This is a genomic window from Streptomyces sp. NPDC050636 (assembly GCF_040654775.1).
Taxonomy (GTDB): domain Bacteria; phylum Actinomycetota; class Actinomycetes; order Streptomycetales; family Streptomycetaceae; genus Streptomyces.
The window spans coordinates 48,074-66,850 of record NZ_JBFAIP010000008.1 but is presented as its reverse complement, the minus strand read 5'-3'; the positions used below and the strand labels follow the sequence as shown (position 1 = coordinate 66,850).

General features: G+C 69.2%; 15 protein-coding genes and 2 tRNA genes. 4 read left to right on the top strand and 13 right to left on the bottom strand.

Annotation, left to right across the window (positions count from 1 at the left end; translation table 11 throughout):
* Positions 1-156: 156 nt before the first annotated feature.
* Together AB0I10_RS10735 and AB0I10_RS10730 are read right to left on the bottom strand one after the other, a co-directional pair.
* Entirely contained in the window at positions 157-1,029 is an 873-nt protein-coding gene (locus AB0I10_RS10735) for a rhomboid family intramembrane serine protease (RefSeq protein ID WP_363152021.1), read from the bottom strand.
* A 108-nt stretch (positions 1,030-1,137) separates the two neighbouring features.
* Positions 1,138-1,671, bottom strand: a complete 534-nt coding sequence (locus AB0I10_RS10730) for a peptidylprolyl isomerase (protein ID WP_363152020.1) — start codon at positions 1,669-1,671, stop codon at positions 1,138-1,140.
* Between the two features lie 420 nt (positions 1,672-2,091).
* Between AB0I10_RS10730 and AB0I10_RS10725 the strand changes: the two genes are divergently transcribed.
* Positions 2,092-2,811, top strand: a complete 720-nt coding sequence (locus AB0I10_RS10725) for a DUF5324 family protein (protein WP_363152019.1) — start codon at positions 2,092-2,094, stop codon at positions 2,809-2,811.
* A gap of 323 nt (positions 2,812-3,134) precedes the next feature.
* Positions 3,135-3,803, top strand: a complete 669-nt coding sequence (locus tag AB0I10_RS10720) for a transglycosylase family protein (RefSeq protein ID WP_363152018.1) — start codon at positions 3,135-3,137, stop codon at positions 3,801-3,803.
* A gap of 93 nt (positions 3,804-3,896) precedes the next feature.
* Here AB0I10_RS10720 and AB0I10_RS10715 read toward each other — a convergent pair.
* A tRNA-Ala gene (locus tag AB0I10_RS10715) sits at positions 3,897-3,969 on the bottom strand.
* 129 nt (positions 3,970-4,098) lie between these two features.
* Here AB0I10_RS10715 and AB0I10_RS10710 point away from each other — a divergent pair.
* Positions 4,099-4,647 (top strand): DNA-binding protein, encoded by a 549-nt coding sequence (locus tag AB0I10_RS10710; protein WP_363152017.1) that lies wholly within the window; start codon positions 4,099-4,101, stop codon positions 4,645-4,647.
* A 51-nt stretch (positions 4,648-4,698) separates the two neighbouring features.
* Positions 4,699-6,081 carry a serine/threonine-protein kinase gene (locus tag AB0I10_RS10705; protein ID WP_363152016.1) on the top strand — a complete coding sequence of 461 codons (1,383 nt, stop codon included), beginning with the start codon at positions 4,699-4,701 and terminating at the stop codon, positions 6,079-6,081.
* 54 nt (positions 6,082-6,135) lie between these two features.
* On the opposite strand, the gene AB0I10_RS10700 is transcribed toward AB0I10_RS10705, so the two are convergent.
* The 10 genes from AB0I10_RS10700 to gnd form a co-directional block, all read right to left on the bottom strand.
* A complete protein-coding gene (locus AB0I10_RS10700) occupies positions 6,136-7,542 on the bottom strand; it encodes a hypothetical protein (RefSeq protein ID WP_363152015.1) in 1,407 nt (468 codons plus the stop codon).
* On the bottom strand, positions 7,536-9,467 hold the full coding sequence (locus AB0I10_RS10695) for a VWA domain-containing protein (protein ID WP_363152014.1): 1,932 nt from the start codon (positions 9,465-9,467) through the stop codon (positions 7,536-7,538). Before AB0I10_RS10695 ends, AB0I10_RS10700 begins: the two co-directional genes overlap by 7 nt.
* A 239-nt stretch (positions 9,468-9,706) precedes the next feature.
* Positions 9,707-9,841: a DLW-39 family protein gene (locus tag AB0I10_RS10690; protein ID WP_003958712.1), complete on the bottom strand. Its 135-nt coding sequence runs from the start codon at positions 9,839-9,841 to the stop codon at positions 9,707-9,709.
* A gap of 179 nt (positions 9,842-10,020) precedes the next feature.
* Positions 10,021-10,094 (bottom strand) — tRNA-Ile (locus AB0I10_RS10685).
* An 88-nt stretch (positions 10,095-10,182) separates the two neighbouring features.
* A complete protein-coding gene (locus AB0I10_RS10680; protein ID WP_363152013.1) occupies positions 10,183-10,782 on the bottom strand; it encodes a DUF3566 domain-containing protein in 600 nt (199 codons plus the stop codon).
* Positions 10,783-10,869: 87 nt separating this feature from the next.
* Complete coding sequence (gene gyrA / locus AB0I10_RS10675; protein ID WP_363152012.1) at positions 10,870-13,494, bottom strand: DNA gyrase subunit A; 2,625 nt, start codon at positions 13,492-13,494, stop codon at positions 10,870-10,872.
* Between the two features lie 50 nt (positions 13,495-13,544).
* Entirely contained in the window at positions 13,545-15,599 is a 2,055-nt protein-coding gene (gene gyrB / locus AB0I10_RS10670) for a DNA topoisomerase (ATP-hydrolyzing) subunit B (RefSeq protein ID WP_363152011.1), read from the bottom strand.
* Between the two features lie 317 nt (positions 15,600-15,916).
* A complete protein-coding gene (locus AB0I10_RS10665) occupies positions 15,917-16,483 on the bottom strand; it encodes a DciA family protein (RefSeq protein WP_363152009.1) in 567 nt (188 codons plus the stop codon).
* 13 nt (positions 16,484-16,496) lie between these two features.
* Positions 16,497-17,633, bottom strand: a complete 1,137-nt coding sequence (recF, locus tag AB0I10_RS10660; RefSeq protein WP_363152008.1) for a DNA replication/repair protein RecF — start codon at positions 17,631-17,633, stop codon at positions 16,497-16,499.
* Between the two features lie 51 nt (positions 17,634-17,684).
* Positions 17,685-18,563: a phosphogluconate dehydrogenase (NAD(+)-dependent, decarboxylating) gene (gene gnd / locus AB0I10_RS10655; protein WP_363152007.1), complete on the bottom strand. Its 879-nt coding sequence runs from the start codon at positions 18,561-18,563 to the stop codon at positions 17,685-17,687.
* Positions 18,564-18,777: the final 214 nt, after the last annotated feature.

The following is an 18,777-nucleotide window of genomic DNA, read 5'->3' as shown; positions in this document are numbered from 1 at the left end:
GCGGCACCCGCCGCCGGCCCCCGTCTCCCCTCCCCGTACTGGGGAAATGCAGGTCAGGGCGATCCGGAACGGATGTTCCGCACAGCATGCACAAGATCCGCCACGCACTGTGGACAACTTGACGGGGGACAACCCCCTGGATGCGGTACGGGCCCCTCAGCCCACCAGCTGGAGGGTCCGTACCCACACCACCGCGACGATCGCCAGCAGCGCCACCACACAGGTCGCGATCTGCACCGGCGTACGGCGGTCGCGCGGCGCATGCACCATCCCGAACGCCACCGCGGCGCCCACCACCAGACCACCCACATGGGCCTGCCAGGCGATATTCGGCCACAGGAACGTGAAGACCAGGTTGAGGCCGAGCAGGATCAGCACCGGCTTCATGTCGTACTGGAGCCGGCGCAGCAGCACGGCGGTCGCGCCCAGCAGGCCGAAGATCGCGCCGGAGGCGCCGAGCGAGGGCTGATCGGGCGCGGCGAGCAGATACGACAGGGCGCTGCCGCCGAGGCCGGCGAGCATGTACAGCGCGAGGAACCGGACCCGGCCGAGCGCAGCCTCCAGCGGCGGCCCCAGCCACCACAGCGACAGCATGTTGAACGCGATATGCGGAATCTGCTGGTGCAGGAACATCGCGGTCAGCAGGCGGTACCACTCGCCGTACGCGACGTTGCCGCCGTACAGGAAGAGATCGACGACCAGCCGGCCGTCCGCCAGCTGCGCCGCGATGAAGACCGCCACATTGATGCCCAGCAGGATCATCGTGACCAGCCGCGGATCACTGGCGATCGTGCCGCCCGCTATCGTCCGCGGCGCCGTCGCCTGCGCCGAACGGCCATTGCCGCTGCGTACGCACTCCGGGCATTGGAAGCCGACCGAGGCGCTGACCATGCACTCCGGGCAGATCGGCTGCTCACATCGGGTGCAGCGGACGCCGGTCGAGCGGTCCGCATGGCGGTAGCAGCCCGGCAGGGCATCGTCGCCGTGCGTGTCTCTCGGCTCCTGCGGGCTGCCTGGCACCTGGTCCATCGGTCCCTCGTCCTCTTCTCCGTCTGGGCACAACACACCGCCCCGCCCGGTGTACGACCGAGCGGGGCGTAATGGTTCCCTCGGAGCGCGCCAAGGGCAAGATGCGACCTAGCCCTCGCGGGTCTCGATGACCACCGTCTCGATGACGACGTCCTGGACCGGACGGTCGGTGCGCGGGTTGGTCTGGGTGTTACCGATGGCGTCGACGACCTTCTTGCCGGCGTCGTTGGTGACCTCACCGAAGATGGTGTGCTTGCCGGTCAGCCACGCGGTCGGCGCGACGGTGATGAAGAACTGCGAGCCGTTGGTGCCCGGACCGGCGTTCGCCATGGCCAGCAGGTACGGCTTGTTGAAGGACAGGTCCGGGTGGAACTCGTCCGCGAACTCATAGCCCGGACCGCCGGTGCCGTTGCCCAGCGGGTCGCCGCCCTGGAGCATGAAACCGCTGATGACGCGGTGGAAGACCGTTCCGTCGTACAGCTTGTCGGTGGACTTCTTGCCGGTCGCCGGGTGGGTCCACTCCCGCTCGCCCTTGGCGAGCTCGACGAAGTTCTTGACCGTCTTCGGTGCATGGTTCGGCAGGAGCCGAATCTCGATGTCGCCCTGGTTGGTCTTCAGGGTGGCGTAGAGCTGCTCAGCCACGTTCTACCTTCCATAAGTCTTCGCTGACGGTTCCTGATCCTCGCATGGACAGGCCCACCCGTCGCCCGACCACCACCCCTCAACGAGCTTCGCGCGTGTTTTCTGCCGTCGCCCGACCACCACCCCTCAACGAGCTTCGCGCGTGTTTTCTGCCGTCGCCCGACCACCACCCCTCAATGAGCTTCGCGCCTGTTTTCTGACGTCGCCCGACCAGACCCGAATGGAACCGGGGCGGCGGGCCGCAAACCGTGGCATTGTCGTCACAAGGCTCCGGAACGTCCCCAATGACCCGGATGCCCGCTCACACATGCCGTACGAGGCATGAGCAGGCATGATCTCCAAACGGGTGGACAGGCGACACTTCAGACATGGGGGACCAAGCCCCCGAGCCCCGGACATGCCACCGAGGAGGAGGATCCCGTGACCCGCAAGGACAGCGTGCGCGCCGCGACCGGTACGGCCAAGGACAGCGTGCGGCACGCCGCGGAGGTGGTGGCTCCGTATGCCGGTACGGCCAAGGAAGCCGCCGTGCACTTCGCTCATGAAGCCCGTACCCGCGCGGCCCCCAAGTTGGCCGAGGCCGCGCACCAGGCCCGTTCCCAGTACGGCGCCCACGTGCAACCGCGCATCGAGCACGCGCGTGGCGCGCTGCCGCCCAAGGTGGACGCCGCGGCGCACCGGGCCGCCTGCCGCACCCGTGAGGCCGCCCGACACGCCGCCGAGTACACGGCGCCGCGGCTGGAGCACGCCGTGGGCAGCGCGCGCGCCGCCGCCGAGCCGGTCCGCGACGAGGCGATCGCGCGCGGGAGCGCCGCGCTGGCCGCGCTGCGCGGCCATGTGACGGCCGCCGAGATCGAGAAGCTCGTCAAGAAGCACGGCCGCCGGGCCCGACGACGCAAGATCGCCACCCGGGCCGCAGTGGTCGGCATCCTGGTGGGCGGCGCCATCGCGGCCTGGAAGTGGTGGGACAAGCAGGCCAACCCGGACTGGCTGGTCGAGCCGCCGGCTCCTACGGAGGTCAGTGAACACGGCCACCTCAGCGCGGTCGACGGCAGCGAGGGCGCCTCCCTCGACCCCGAGGTCCAGGCAAAGCAGGCGGAGACCGAAGCCGAGGAGCGCGGCAGGGGCAACACCGCCTGACACCAGGAACCACAGCGACGGGCCGTGCCCGCCGTCCCCAACTGGGGCGGCGGGCACGGCCCGTCGGGCTCCCGGGCAGATAGGCGATATCCGCCGCATACGGGTGCACGACCGCGAGGCACCCCGCCCGTACACACCTTCCGCGCCTTCCGGCCGGAGAGCAGACGCCCCGTCAGAGCCGTGCGACCGCGCGGGTGAAACACGCCCACATCCGGCATTCCGGGCATGCGAAAAAGCATATTAGCGAGTTACTTGGTCCGTGCGCACTGGTCGTGGCGCACACCGTGTCACGGCGCTGCCAGGCACAGCGGAGGAGTTCCGTCATGTCGTCACGTCACGCCAAGCGGTCCGTCGAAGCGATTCTGTCCATGGTGCTGGTACTGCTGGGCGGCCTCGGCCTCGCCGGCCAGAGTGCCGTGGCAGCCACCGCGGCACCGCCCCCAGGGGGAACCAACTGGCGGAAGATCGCGGCCTGTGAGAGCAGCGGCCGGTGGCACATCAACACCGGTAACGGCTACTACGGCGGCCTGCAGATTCACCCCTCCACGTGGCGGGCCTACGGCGGCCACCGCTATGCCCTTCGCCCGGACCTTGCCACACGGGCACAACAGATCGCCGTGGGCGAGCGCATCGTCCGGCACCGCGGCCTGGCCCCGTGGCCCCATTGCGGGCACCACGGAGCCACCAGCTCCAGAAACAGCAACAGCAACAGCAACAGCAACAGGGACAGTGCCGACGACAACGCCGATGAGGCCCGCAGCGCCGCCCACCGGCGCACGTCAGGGTCCACCGCGCCCCCGCACCGCACCCACCACAGATTGGGCACCACCGCCCGCGCTTACGTCGTACAGCCGGGAGATTGTCTCTCCGTCATCGCGGAACGCACCGACATCCGCGGCGGAACCCGTGCCCTGTACGAACGGAACAAGGACAAACTCGATGAGGGCCCGGACCGTATCTACCCGGGACAGCGACTGCGCCTGCGCCGGTGACACGGGGCGTCCACCCGGCGCGGGCCTCCCTGCTGACGCCACGAAAAATGCCTCCTGACCTGCGGTTTCACAGGCCGGAAGGCATTTGATGGGTGGAGCCTAGGGGAGTCGAACCCCTGACATCTGCCATGCAAAGACAGCGCTCTACCAACTGAGCTAAGGCCCCTTCGCGGACCAGGGTACCCGGTGCCCGGCCGCTTTCCCGACCGGGTATCGCCGCGCAGGGTCGCTCTCCGTAGGATGCTTCGCGAGATTCGCGGCAGCGAAGCGCGATCGGGGAGACTGGGGAGACGGCATGGACGCAGCACAGCAGGAAGCCACCGCGCGGGCCCGGGAGCTGCAGCGCAGTTGGTACGGGGAGCCTCTGGGCGCGCTGTTCCGCCGTCTCATAGACGATCTCGGCCTCAACCAGGCCCGGCTCGCCTCCGTACTCGGGCTGTCCGCACCGATGCTGTCCCAGCTGATGAGCGGGCAGCGCGCAAAGATAGGCAACCCGGCCGTGGTGCAGCGGGTCCAGGCACTGCAGGAACTCGCCGGCCAGGTCGCCGACGGCAGTGTCAGCGCCGCCGAGGCCACCGAGCGGATGGAAGAGATCAAGAAGACGGCCGGCGGCTCGGTGCTGAACAACACCGCGCAGCAGACGTCGTCGACGGGGGCGACCACGGTGCGGCGCGTGGTGCGGGAGATCCAGTCGCTGCTGCGCTCGGTCTCGGACGCGGGCGACATCATCGATGCGGCGAACACCCTCGCCCCCACTCACCCTGAACTGGCAGAGTTTCTGCGGGTCTACGGTGCCGGGCGCACCGGGGACGCGGTCGCCCACTACGAAGCGCACCAGGGTTAGCGGCGACAACCACAGCGGAGCTTGCGGAGTTCAGAAGGCGGACGGGGCGCAATGGGTGAGATCTTCGCCGGTCGGTATGAACTGGTCGACCCGATCGGACGGGGCGGTGTGGGCGCCGTCTGGCGTGCGTGGGACCACCGGCGCCGCCGCTATGTCGCTGCCAAGGTGCTGCAACAGAGCGATGCGCACACGCTGCTGCGCTTTGTACGTGAACAGGCGCTGCGCATCGACCATCCGCATGTGCTGGCCCCGGCGAGCTGGGCGGCGGACGACGACAAGGTGCTGTTCACCATGGATCTGGTGAACGGCGGCTCGCTGGCGCATCTGACCGGCGACTACGGCCCGCTGCCGCCGCGGTTCGTCTGCACGCTGCTGGACCAGCTGCTGGCCGGGCTGACCGCGGTGCACGCGGAGGGCGTGGTGCACCGCGACATCAAGCCGGCGAACATCCTGCTGGAGGCCACCGGCACCGGCCGGCCGCATCTGCGGCTGTCCGACTTCGGCATCGCCATGCGCAAGGGCGAGCCGCGGCTGACCGAGACCAACTACGTGGTGGGAACGCCCGGTTACTTCGCTCCCGAGCAGATGCTGGGCGCCGAACCGGACTTCCCCGCGGACCTGTTCGCGGTCGGCCTGGTCGCGCTGTATCTGATCACCGGCACCAAGCCCGATGCCGAGGGGCTGGTCCGGCACTTCGCGGAGCACGGCATCCCGAACGCGCCCGAGGACGTTCCCGAACCGCTGTGGCAGGTGCTGGCCTCGCTGCTGCACCCGGATCCGGAGTCGCGGTTCAAGACGGCCACGGGGGCCCGCAAGGCGGTCCTGTCGGCGGCCGAGGTGCTGCCGGACGCGACGATCGAGGAAGAGATCGTCGAGGTCTTCGACCACATCGGGCCGCTGCCGAAGGGGTTCGGGCCGAACGGGCCGCTGGGCACGGCGAGCCCGCCTGCCGGGCCCGCCGCGGCGGCGGGGACGGCGCCGTCGGCGTCCATGTCGGAGACCGGGAGTTTCCAGCTCGCGCCGCCGGAGCGGAGTGGCCCGGTGCCGCAGCAGCCGAGCACCCCGCCGACGCCGAACCCGCCACCGATGCCCGGCAGTACACCTCCAGGCCACGGCATACCGGCCGCTCCGGCCACCCCTCCGCCGATCCCGGCGCACGCGTACGAGCCGACGGCCGCCCCCCAGCAGGATTCCGGTGGCACCCGCCCCTATACGGCCGGGCCGCACCCGGTCCCGGGACAGCCTCCGGTCGGCGCACCGGGGCAGCCGGCCCCGGCGGCTGCGATGGCTCCGATGGCTCCCGCACCGGCGCCGCGGCCCGCGCCCGCCACGCCGTACAAGAAGCCGGGACCACCCCCGAAGGTGGCGGTCCCGGTACTGATCGTCGCGCTGCTGTGCATCGCGGTGGGTGTCTGGGCGCTGACGGCCGCCTGAGGCGCCGTGACGGGCCTGGGGACGGGCCGGTGGGCCCGCAGCCCACGGCACCCGCTACCAGCCCTGTGGCGGCCTGAACTGGGTCTGCTGGTCCTGCTGAGACGGCAGGGTGGGCTGAGATGCCTGGGACAGCGGTTGCTGATCCTGCTGGGGGACGCGCCCCATGGCACCGGGAGCCCCGGGCTTGCGCCGCGCCGCCACCATCCACGCCCCCAGACCGGTCAGCAGCACCACACCCGTGCCGATCCCGGCGTAGGCCACCGTCATCAGGGTGTCGCTCTTCGCCGCCTCCTGGGCGGTCTGGCCGTTCCGCGCCATCTCCCGGTCCTCGGGCGTAACCGTGAAGACGCTGGTCTGCTCGGCGTAGCCGGGCCCGGACTTGGCGGCGCCGCGGACATCCACCCGGAGGGTGAGTTCCGTGCCCGTGCTGAAGTACTCCGCGGCATCGGCGTTCAGCGTGACCTCAAGGTAGTACCAGCCCGCGAACCGCATCGCCTTGACCGCGTCGATCGAGTGGAAACGGTTGCCGTACGCGACGGGCGCGGTGAACTCCTTCGCGGCGGCCGGCTGCCCGCCGTACGGGACGAACTTGCTGTCGCGGACGGCGCCGCGCGCAGGGTTGTAGACGCCCAGCCCGAGCGCGTTGGAGACAGGGCCGGAAGCCCCGGGCGAAGCGTTCGGCAGCTCCGCGCTCAGATTGAGCCGCTGTCCCCAGTCCACCGGCACGCGGTAGAAGCGTGTCTCGCCCGGCGTGATCCAGTCCTTCCAGACGCCGGTGTCGATCGCGCCCGCGTCGTTGAAGCCGGTGCCTCCCTTGGCGCTGCGCTTGGTGGCGTCCGTAGGCGGTGGCGGCGTCGCGGTGCTCCAGGTGCCCTCGCCCGGCTTGGCGGGAGTGCTGCCCTTGAGCGGGGGCTCTTCGATGTAGCCCAGCTCGACCGGCCAGGCGTCGGGTCCCGAGGTCGCCGATCCCTCGCGGCTGATCACGAGGTAGTACGGCCCAGCCTTCTGGCAGTCCGCGCTGCCGTCGCCGATGACGCGGCCGGCGTAGTCCGCGATGGGATACGCCGTACCCCCGCCGTGGAAGGACGGCGATGCTTCCAAGCCGCAGGTGGCGTCACCGCTGTACTGGACGCTGATCTTGAGCTTGTCGCCGTAGGCCGCGACCTTGGTGCCGGGCTTGGGCGCGGCGACCGCCGAGAAGTAGGCACTGGTCCTGGCGTCCAGGGAGACCGCGTAGTACTTCCGCTCACCGCGCTTGATCGTGTCGCGGTACATCCCGGGTTTGATCTGCGGCGCGTCATCGGAGCTGGAGGTGCCGTTGATCGCCGTGGCGCCGTCCGCCGGCCGGTAGCTGGGGACGTCGTCGGCCGAGGCCACGCCTACCGTCCCCGGCATCAGCGTCACCAGCGCGAGCGCCGCCAGCGCGGCGAGCCCTCTGTTCGTCGTGCGCCCCGTCACCACGACCCACCCCTCATCGGATCCGAATTCCCGTCGCCAGGCTGCGGCTTCCTGCGGGCCCGCGCGTAGGCCGCCGCGAGGCCGGCCAGCAGCAGGACGCCTACACCGCCGACGGCAACCGCCACCACGCGCCCCGTGGACCATCCTCCACCGCCGTGCTGCGCACCGTCCGGGGAAGGGCCCGGTTCACCGTGGGAATCATCGGTCTTGACGGCGGCCGCTCCCGCCTCGGGGCCGGCCTTCTCCTTGCCCAGCACCGCGACCCGCAGCACCACACCGATCTGCGGATCCTCCGCGATCTCAGCCGCCTCGGCCCCCAGCGTCACCGCGATGTAGAAGTCGCCCTTGTGGTGCACGGGCACGACATTGGGGTCGCTCTCGTAGCGGTTGGTCCAGGCAACCGGCACCGTCCCCATCTGCAGCGACGCCAGCCGCCCGTTGTAGGGGACCTGCGGGCTGAACTCGCCGGTGCCGCTGCCCACCGGGGCACGGGACGGTGTGTAGACCTGGGTGCGCCCGATGGACGTGGTCGCGCTGTAGTGCTTGATCGTCGGCTCGTTGGCGAACTCCACGTCGTAGCGCAGCTGCTGGCCCCAGCCGACCGGCACCTTGTACCAGAGGGTCTGGGCCGGCAGGACCGTGTCCCGCCATACGCCCTGGGTCAGCGTGCGGGCGTCGTTGAAGCTTGTTCCGCCGGTGACGTCCTTGGGCGCGGTGGCCGGCATCGTGGCGTCCTTGCCGCCCGCGCCGTACTCCGGCGAAGACTGCGCCGGGGTGACGCCCTTCTCCAGCGGATGTTCCACGTGAAACATCAGCTCCAGCGGCCAGCGCGAGGCGTCCGATCCTTTGGCGGCCTTGCGTTCGACCACCAGCCAGTACCGGCCGGCCTTGTCACAGCCTCTGGTGCCGCTCTGCGAGGGAATCCGGCTGACGCCCGAGGTGAGCGGCGTCGCGCCCTCCCGCTGACCGAACAGCTCGGTGGTGGACGCGCAGGTGCTGCCGACGCCGTATGCGATCTCGGTGTGCAGGGCGTCGAGATGGTCGACGGCCGCACCGGGCTGCGGCACCACGGTCGCCGAGTAGTCGGCCGTCGACGCCCCGTCCAGGTCGGTGGCGTAGTAGCGCACTTCGTTGGGCCCGATGCTGTCCAGATACTGCCCCGGGGCGATGCCGGGGGCGTTGTTCTGGGTGGGGGTGCCGCGGACCTTCTGGCCCTTGAAGCGGTAGCCGTCCGCGGAGAGTTGGCCGGCCCGTTGCAGCTGGCGGGCGAGTGACTTGGCATCAGGAGCGTCGTAGTACTGCCCGTTGCCGGACTTGGCAATGCACTCCAGCTGCTCACGGGCCTTGCCGGACACCTGGAAGCCGATGGCGTCGATATGCAGATCGACGCCGGAAGCGGCGAGTTGGGCGGAGACCTTGCAGGGCGGCGGCGCCTGGCAGTTGTCCTCGCCGTCGGAGATCAGCAGGATCGTGCGCTTGCCGATCGAACCTCCGGCGGCCTTGGGAAGGTCATCGGCCGCCTTGCGGAGCGACAGCCCGATGGGGGTGTCGCCCTTGGGCGTCACCCCCTCGACGGCCTTCTTGATGCCCGCCCGGTCAAGGGCGGCGACGGGCTGGGCGAGCCGGGTGTCGTCGCAGCCCTTGCGCTTGTCCGCGCCGTAGACCCGCAGGCCGGTGGGGTAGCCGGCGGGCAGTGCGTCGACGACGGTGCCGACTGCCTTGCGGGCGGAGGCGATCCGGGTGCTGCCGGAGCCGTCGTCCTCGGCCATCGAGCCGGAGGAGTCCAGCACCATCACCATCCCGGTGCCGTCAGTGGCCGGTGCCGCCGGTGCTGCCGCCGCGACCGGCGCTGTCTGGAGCGGTGCGGCAGCGAGAGCCAGCAGCCCGCCGAGCAACGCCACCGCCCCCCTGCGTGATCGTCGAGTCATGTCCCACGTCCCCCTCGCGTCCCACAAGTCACACCACACACACCGGCTTTGCTTCTGCAAGCTATTGATGTGCGATAGCAAATTCAAGAGAGCGGGCGTCACGGTCCCGCAACAACAGCCGCCGCCCCGGCGCAGGCCCGCACGGCAGCGTCCCACGCCGCCCAGCCCACCCCCGGACGCACGAAACCCCGGTCACCTGGCGGCAACCGGGGTCCGTACGAAATGCTGTGCGTTTGGTCTCACACACCCGAACCTGCGGGCACGGAGTCGGTCGCCTCCGTCCACAGATCCTGCTCGGCGCGATCCGCCTGGATCTGGCGGTACACGAGGAGCCCGCCGATGGCGGCCAGTGCGACCAGGAGAAGCTTCTTCACCGCGCGACCTCGTCTTTCGTTGACGTAGGGGACCTATGTCGGCCGATGATACACACCGGCCGATACCGATCGGTTATCTAGGCCGAACTGAGCAACGACCTGGTCCGCGCCCCGACTTCCGCCCCCGCACAACGCATCGGCCCGGCCGGAGAAATCTCCGGCCGGGCCGATGTGTGCAGTGCGGCTACCAGGACTTGAACCTGGGGCCTCTTCCTTATCAGGGAAGCGCTCTAACCGTCTGAGCTATAGCCGCGCGCTCGCTGCAACGAAAGATTAGCGCACTTCAGAGGCGTTCCCAAAATCGGTTCCGCCGGCGCCCGGACGCCCTTCCCGCCAAGGGCTCACTCATCCTCGGCGAGGGTCAGCTCCACCCCGCCGACAAAGCCCGCCGACAGGTTGTAGATAAAGGCCCCGAGCGTCGCCAGCGCCGTCGCCAGCACCACATCGATGATCGAGATGATCGAGGTGAACAGCAGCACCCGCGGCAGCGAGAGGAACGACTGCAGATCGAAGCCGCCGCCGTCGCCGGAGCCGGTCGCCTCGCTGATCGTCCCGCCGACCGTGGAGAAGACGCCCATCGCGTTCATCACCATCCACAGCACCGCGACCGCCACGACCGTGCAGATGCCCAGCGCGATGGACAGCAGGAAGCTGACCTTCATCACCGACCACGGATCGGCACGCGCCACCCGCAGCCGGGCCTTGCGCGTCCGCGGCGCCGTACGGGCCCCTGTACGCGGTTTGCGCACCGACTGCGTGCTGTACGCCTGGGGCGGCTGGTACGGCTGATGCCCGCCCTGCGGCTCGGGTTGCGGCTGCGGCTGGGAGTGCGGCTGCTGCGGATACGGCTGACGCGTATCGGTCACGGTTACCCCCTCGTAGGAGCCCTCGTCTCGGGGGCCGTCGGACGTGGCAGAGCCACGGGCGCTGACATCCGTCACGGTCGCGGGTCCGGACGGGGGACTCTTCCTGTCTCCCGGTCCACCCGCCGCAGCGCCCGTGGCTCCACTCACGACCTACTCCTCGTGCTACTCCGCCGCGGGCTGCTCGCCCTCGGCCGCCGTGGGCTCGATCCCCTCGGCCGCATCAGTCTCGTCAGGCCCCTCGGCCCCGTCCACCTCTTCGGCCTCACGACCGGCCTCGGCGTTCCGTGCGATGCCGACCACGGCATCCCGCTTGCCCAGGTTGATCAGTTGGACGCCCATGGTGTCACGGCCGGTCTCCCGGACCTCGTTGACCCGCGTACGGATCACGCCACCGCTCAGCGTGATCGCGAGAATCTCGTCGGTCTGCTCGACCACCAGCGCGCCGACCAGCGAACCCCGGTCCTCCACGATCTTGGCGGCCTTGATGCCCAGCCCGCCGCGGCCCTGGACACGGTACTCGTCGACCGGCGTCCGCTTGGCGTAGCCGCCGTCGGTGGCGGTGAACACGAACGTCCCCGCGCGCACCACGTTCATGGACAGCAGCTCATCGCCCTCGCGGAAGCTCATGCCCTTCACCCCGGACGTCGCCCGGCCCATCGGCCGCAGTGCCTCGTCCGTCGCGGTGAAGCGGATCGACTGCGCCTTCTTGCTGATCAGCAGCAGATCGTCGGTCTCCGACACCAGCTCGGCACCGATCAGCTCATCGTCCGTGCCGTCCTCCTGCTCGCGCAGGTTGATCGCGATCACACCACCGGAACGCGGCGAGTCGTAGTCCTTGAGCGGCGTCTTCTTCACCAGGCCGCCCTTGGTGGCGAGCACCAGATACGGCATGGCTTCGTAGTCACGGATCGCCAGGATCTGCGCGATCTGCTCATCCGGTTGGAAGGCGAGCAGGTTGGCCACATGCTGACCCCGCGCATCGCGGCCCGCGTCGGGCAGCTCGTACGCCTTCGCGCGGTAGACACGACCCTTGTTGGTGAAGAACAGCAGCCAGTGGTGGGTCGTGGAGACGAAGAAGTGGTCGACGATGTCGTCTTCCTTCAGCTTCGTGCCGCGCACGCCCTTGCCGCCGCGCTTCTGCGAGCGGTAGTCGTCGGTCTTCGTCCGCTTCACGTAGCCGCCACGCGAGATCGTGACGACGATGTCCTCCTCGGCGATCAGGTCCTCGATGGACATGTCGCCCTCGAAGGGCACCAGCTTGCTGCGCCGGTCGTCGCCGAACTTCTCGACAATCGCGGCGAGTTCCTCGCTGATGATCTGCCGCTGCCGCTCCGGGGAGGCCAGGATCGCGTTGTACTCGTTGATCTTCCGCTGCAGCTCGTCGTGCTCGGCGGTGATCTTCTGGCGCTCCAGGGCGGCCAGCCGGCGCAGCTGCATCTCCAGGATCGCGTTCGCCTGGATCTCGTCGATCGTCAGCAGGCCCATCAGGCCCTCGCGTGCCACATCGACCGTCTCACTGCGCCGGATCAGCGCGATGACCTCGTCGATCGCGTCCAGCGCCTTGAGCAGACCGCGCAGGATGTGCGCCCGCTCCTCGGCCTTGCGCAGCCGGAACTTCGTCCGCCGGACGATGACCTCGACCTGGTGGTTGACCCAGTTGCGGATGAACGCGTCCAGGGAGAGGGTGCGCGGCACACCGTCCACCAGGGCGAGCATGTTCGCGCCGAAGTTGGTCTGCAGGTCGGTGTGCTTGTACAGGTTGTTGAGCACGACCTTGGCGACCGCGTCCCGCTTGAGCACGATGACCAGCCGCTGACCCGTACGCGAGGACGTCTCGTCGCGGACGTCCGCGATACCGCCGATCTTGCCGTCCTTCACCAGGTCGGCGATCTTCTGCGCGAGGTTGTCCGGGTTGGTCTGGTACGGCAGCTCGGTGACCACCAGGCACTGGCGGTTCTGGATCTCCTCGACCGCGACCACGGCGCGCATCGTGATGGAGCCGCGGCCGGTGCGATACGCCTCCTCGATGCCCTTGCGGCCCACCACCAGCGCGCCGGTGGGGAAGTCCGGGCCCTTGATGCGCTCGACGAGCGCATCCAGCAGCTCCTCGTTGGATGCCTCCGGGTGGGCCAGCGCCCACTGCGCACCGTCCGCGACCTCACGCAGGTTGTGCGGCGGGATGTTCGTGGCCATACCGACCGCGATACCGGCCGAACCGTTGATCAGCAGGTTGGGGAAGCGCGCCGGCAGGACCGTCGGCTCCTGGTTGCGGCCGTCGTAGTTGTCCTGGAAGTCGACGGTCTCCTCGTCGATGTCGCGGAGCATCTCCATCGACAGCGACTTCATCTTGCACTCGGTGTACCGCATGGCGGCCGCCGGGTCGTTGCCCGGGGAGCCGAAGTTGCCGTTGGAGTCCACCAGCGGCATCCGCATCGACCACGGCTGCGCCAGGCGCACCAGGGCGTCGTAGATCGAGGAGTCGCCGTGCGGGTGGTACGTACCCATGACGTCGCCGACGACGCGGGCGCACTTGTAGAAGCCCTTCTCGGGGCGGTAGCCGCCGTCGTACATCGCGTACAGCACCCGGCGGTGGACGGGCTTGAGGCCGTCCCGTACGTCCGGCAGCGCACGCGAGACGATGACGGACATCGCGTAGTCGAGGTAGGAGCGCTGCATCTCCGTTTCGAGCCCGACGGGCTCGACGCGCATCCCGACGCCTTCAATGGCGGCGGGCGCGCCCTCGGCGGTCACACCGTCCGGGGTCACAGGGGGGTTCTCGTCGGCCATGGTGGTTCAAAGTCCTTTCGAGCTGCGGCTGTTGTAAGGGCCGACAGGGCTCAGATGTCGAGGAAGCGGACGTCCTTGGCGTTGCGCTGGATGAACGAGCGGCGTGCCTCGACGTCCTCACCCATGAGCACCGAGAACAGGTCGTCGGCGCGGGCCGCGTCGTCCAGCGAGACCTGGCCGAGGACGCGATGGTCGATGTCCATGGTCGTCACCCGCAGCTCCTCGGCGTTCATCTCACCGAGACCCTTGAACCGCTGGATCGAGTCCTCGCGGATCCGCTTGCCGTTCTGCTTGCCGAGCTCGACCAGCGCGTCCCGCTCCGCGTCGGAGTAGGCGTACTCGAAGTCGTCCCGACCCCACTTGATCTTGTACAGCGGCGGGCGGGAGAGGTAGACGTGCCCGGCCTCGACGAGCGGCCGCATGAAGCGGAACAGGAACGTGAGCAACAGGGTGTTGATGTGCTGACCGTCGACATCGGCGTCCGCCATCAGGATGATCTTGTGATAGCGGAGCTTCTCGATGTCGAAGTCCTCATGCACACCCGTGCCGAACGCCGAGATCAGCGCCTGGACCTCGTTGTTCTGCAGGATCTTGTCGACCCGTGCCTTCTCGACGTTGAGGATCTTGCCTCGGATCGGCAGGATCGCCTGGAACTCCGGGTTACGGCCGGACTTGGCCGAGCCGCCGGCGGAGTCACCCTCGACGATGAAGATCTCGCACTTCGTCGGGTCGTTGGACTGGCAGTCGCTCAGCTTGCCGGGCAGCGACGCCGTCTCCAGCAGCCCCTTGCGACGGGTCAGATCGCGCGCCTTACGGGCCGCGACCCGGGCCGTCGCCGCCTGGATCCCCTTGCGGATGATGTCCGCGGCCTCGTTGGGGTTACGGTCGAGCCAGTCCGTGAGGTACTCGTGGACGACCTTCTGCACAAAGGTCTTCGCCTCGGTGTTGCCAAGCTTCGTCTTCGTCTGACCCTCGAACTGCGGCTCGCCGAGCTTGATCGAGATGATCGCCGTCAGACCCTCGCGGATGTCCTCACCCGTGAGGTTGTCGTCCTTCTCGCGCAACAGCTTCTTGTCGCGGGCGTAGCGGTTGATCAGCCCCGTCAGCGCAGCCCGGAAGCCCTCCTCGTGCGTACCGCCCTCGTGCGTGTGGATGGTGTTCGCGAAGCTGTAGACACCCTCGCTGTACTGGGTGTTCCACTGCATCGCGATCTCGACCGAGAGCATCCGCTCCTTGTCCTCGGCCTCCACGTCGATGACCGTGGGATGCACCAGCTCACCCTTGCGGGAGTTCAGGTACTTCACGAAGTCGACGATGCCGCCCTCGTAGTGATAGCGCACCGAGAGGGGCTTGCCCTCCTCGTCCACATGGTCCGCGCGCTCGTCCGTCAGCGCGATCGTCAGACCCTTGTTGAGGAACGCCATCTCCTGGAAGCGCCGGGACAGCGTCTCGAAGCTGTACTCGGTGGTCTCGAAGATGTCGCCGTCGGCCCAGAACGTCACCGAGGTGCCGGACTCATCCGTCGCCTCCTGCTTGGCGAGCGGCGCGGTCGGCACACCGAGCTTGTACTCCTGTGTCCAGCGGTAGCCGTCCGTGCGGACCTCGACCGCCACCCGCTGCGACAGCGCGTTCACGACGGAGACACCCACGCCGTGCAGACCACCGGAGACCGCGTAGCCGCCGCCGCCGAACTTACCGCCGGCGTGCAGCACCGTCATCACGACCTCGACGGCCGGCTTGTTCTCCGACGGCACGATGCCGACCGGGATACCGCGGCCGTTGTCGACGACGCGGACGCCGCCGTCGGCCAGGATCGTCACGTCGATCGTGTCGGCATGGCCGGCCATCGCCTCGTCGACGGAGTTGTCGACGACCTCCTGCACAAGGTGGTGCAGACCGCGCTCACCCGTCGAGCCGATGTACATGCCGGGGCGCTTGCGAACCGCGTCCAGGCCTTCGAGGACGGTGATCGCGCTGGCGTCGTACGACTTCTCCGCCGAGGAGTCGCTCATGGCGCCGGCCGGAACCCCCTCTTCAGTAGAAGCCGTGATGTTCTCGTTGAGGTCGCCGGAGTCGGCCACGAAGCGCCCTTTCTGGCACAGCACGAGCCCTTCCGCGCCTGCGGGAATCACCCCAGGAAGACAGGCGGGAGCGGCTGCGTCGTTCGACATATTCCGCGAGTGGGCGGGATTGCTACCAGTCTACCGGTAGCACTGACACTCATGGGGGTTTGCAGGTGCCTGAGTCGTCACGTGCCGCCCTGAACTGACGTCCGCCGACTCCCCATATCCGAGAAGGGGCCTCAGGACGCTCACACGGGCACTCAGCGCTTCGGGCTGTCAACCGCCGGCTACCGTGAGCGGAGTCTCATACGTCACACCCGCGCCAGGAGTGGCAAGGGCAGCCGTATCCGCCGTACCGATCAGCCGTACGTATCGCCCGGGCCCTTGCTGCCGGGCGCCCGAAGCGGGCCATAACGCCGCCCGGGACCACCGGGCCCCAGCACCTTGATCAGCTTGACGGTGCCCTGCCCCAGGTCCTGGTTCAGCCGCGCCACCAGCTGCGGCGCCAGCAGCCGCAGCTGCGTCGCCCACGCCGTCGAATCGCACTGCACCGTCAGCACCCGGGCGTCCTCGTCGTACTTCTGCGGCTCGCAGTGCTGCGCCACCTCCGGCCCCACCATCTGCGGCCAGCGCCCCATCACCCCGCCGACCGCCGCCGGGGTCTCCCAGCCGCGCTCCGTGATCAGCCGGTTGATCGCCGCACCCAGCGGCAGCGGATCGCGGCCGTCCGCCCGCGCACCCGAACGCAGCCCGCCGCGCCGCGCCTGCTTCTTCTGCTGCGCGGCCGCGCCCCGCGCCCGCGCCTGCTCCTTGGCGGCCACCAGCGCCTGACGGGCGAGATCCACACCGGAGAGCTCCGGCGGTTTGGGCTGGTCGGGCCGAGCGGCACCCTCTCCGGGGCGTTCCGGTAGCTGCTCGCCGCTCACGGGTGGGCCTTCGTCACGGCCGTACCTTCGTCACGGCACCGTCCGCGACCGCATAACGCGCCCCCGCCAGCACCCCCGGCACATCGTCGTCCACCGCCGCCGTCACCAGCACCTGCTCACCCGGCGCCACCAGCTCCGCCAGCCGCTCCCGGCGCCGCGCGTCCAACTCCGCGAAAACATCGTCGAGGACGAGCACCGGCTCATTGCCCTCGGACCGCAGCAGGTCGTACGACGCCAGCCGCAGCGCCAGCGCATACGACCAGGACTCGCCGTGACTGGCGTACCCCTTTGCCGGCAGCTGCCCCAGCTTCAGCACCAGATCGTCGCGATGCGGACCGACCAGCGTCACACCACGCTCGATCTCGCCCTTCCGGGCCTCCCCGAGCGCCGCCACCAGGACGCCGTACAACTCCTCACGCGTCGACGCGGCGGCCATCGCCTCACCCGCCGACCCGCGGTACTCCAGCGCCAGCGGCCCGCCGCCCGGCGCCAGCTGCTCATACGCCTTGTCCGCCAGCGGCTGCAACGCGGCGATCAGATCGAGCCGCTGCGCCAGCAACTCGGCGCCCGCGCGCGCCAGATGCTGATCCCATACATCAAGTGTGGACAGGTCCATCTGACGCCCGCCGTGCCGCCGCGCCAGCGCCGCCGTCTTCAACAGGGTGTTCCGCTGCTTGAGAACGCGGTCGTAATCGGAACGCACCCCGGCCATCCGCGGCGCACGCGCGGTGATCAGCTCGTCCAGGAATCGCCGGCGCTCACCGGGGTCCCCCTTGACCAGCGCCAGATCCTCCGGCGCGAACAGCACCGTCCGTACGATCCCCAGCACATCCCGCGGCCTGACCTGCGACGACCGGTTGATCCTGGCGCGGTTCGCCTTGCCGGGATTGAGCTCCAGCTCCACCAGCTGCTGCCGCTCGCCCTGCACCACCGCGGCCCGGATGACCGCCCGGTCGGCGCCCATCCGCACCAGCGGGGCGTCCGAGGAGACTCGGTGGCTACCAAGGGTCGCGAGATAGCCGACGGCCTCGACCAGATTGGTCTTGCCCTGCCCGTTCGGGCCGACAAAAGCCGTGACGCCCGGGTCGAGCGGGACCTCGACCCGGGCGTACGAGCGGAAGTCGGCGAGCGACAGATGCGATACGTGCATGGCGGTGCGCCGACCTCCCCCGGCTGTTGTTCCGTGCTTTCCCTGCGGGTGTTACTTCTTGCTCTCGACCGCGTGGCCGCCGAACTGGTTGCGCAGCGCGGCGATCATCTTCATCTGCGGCGAGTCGTCCTGACGGGACGCGAAGCGGGCGAAGAGCGAGGCCGTGATCGCGGGCAGCGGCACGGCGTTGTCGATCGCGGCCTCGACCGTCCAGCGACCCTCACCGGAGTCGGCGGCGAAGCCACGCAGCTTCTCCAGGTGCTCGTCGTCGTCCAGCGCGTTGACCGCCAGGTCGAGCAGCCAGGAGCGGATGACCGTGCCCTCCTGCCAGGAGCGGAAGATCTCGCGCACATCGGTGACGGAGTCGACCTTTTCCAGCAGCTCCCAGCCCTCGGCGAACGCCTGCATCATGGCGTACTCGATGCCGTTGTGGACCATCTTCGCGAAGTGGCCGGCGCCCACCTTGCCCGCGTGCACCGAGCCGAACTCGCCCTCGGGCTTGAGCGCGTCGAAGACCGGCTGCACCTTGGCGACGTCGTCCTTGTCGCCGCCGTACATCAGCGCATAGCCGTTCTCCAGGCCCCAGACGCCACCGGAGACACCGCAGTCGACGAAGCCGATGCCCTTGGCCTTCAGCTCCTCGGCGTGCTTCTCGTCGTCGGTCCAGCGGGAGTTGCCGCCGTCCACGACGATGTCGCCGGGCGAAAGCAGCTCGGCCAGCTCATCGATCGTCGACTGGGTGGCGGCACCGGCCGGCACCATGACCCAGACGACCCGCGGACCCCGGAGCTTTTCCACCAGCTCCTGGAGGCTGTCCACATCGGCCAGGTCCGGGTTGCGGTCGTATCCGATGACGGTGTGGCCGGCGCGGCGAATACGCTCGCGCATATTGCCGCCCATCTTGCCGAGACCGACGAGACCGAGCTCCATCAGAGACCCTCTTTGCACATAGTCGTTGCTGTACCCGAGTCCGAGCCTACGCCCGCAGGTGCGTGCACACCTGTGGGCTCAGGCGCTCATCAGGAGGGTCGGGTAAGAGCTGGTCAGCCGGTTGCCACGAAGGCGTCAGCCGGCCGGCCGCAGCCCAGGTCAGCCGCTGAGCCGCACCGGCATACTGCGATCTTGCGAGGGGCGACCCTCGCGC

Coding starts and splice junctions, on each gene's coding strand:
- AB0I10_RS10735 (WP_363152021.1), bottom strand. CDS start 1,029: ATGGACCAGGTGCCAGGCAGCCCGCAGGAGCCGAGAGACACGCACGGC.
- AB0I10_RS10720 (WP_363152018.1), top strand. CDS start 3,135: ATGTCGTCACGTCACGCCAAGCGGTCCGTCGAAGCGATTCTGTCCATG.
- AB0I10_RS10710 (WP_363152017.1), top strand. CDS start 4,099: ATGGACGCAGCACAGCAGGAAGCCACCGCGCGGGCCCGGGAGCTGCAG.
- AB0I10_RS10705 (WP_363152016.1), top strand. CDS start 4,699: ATGGGTGAGATCTTCGCCGGTCGGTATGAACTGGTCGACCCGATCGGA.
- AB0I10_RS10695 (WP_363152014.1), bottom strand. CDS start 9,467: ATGACTCGACGATCACGCAGGGGGGCGGTGGCGTTGCTCGGCGGGCTG.
- gyrA (WP_363152012.1), bottom strand. CDS start 13,494: ATGGCCGACGAGAACCCCCCTGTGACCCCGGACGGTGTGACCGCCGAG.
- recF (WP_363152008.1), bottom strand. CDS start 17,633: ATGCACGTATCGCATCTGTCGCTCGCCGACTTCCGCTCGTACGCCCGG.
- gnd (WP_363152007.1), bottom strand. CDS start 18,563: ATGGAGCTCGGTCTCGTCGGTCTCGGCAAGATGGGCGGCAATATGCGC.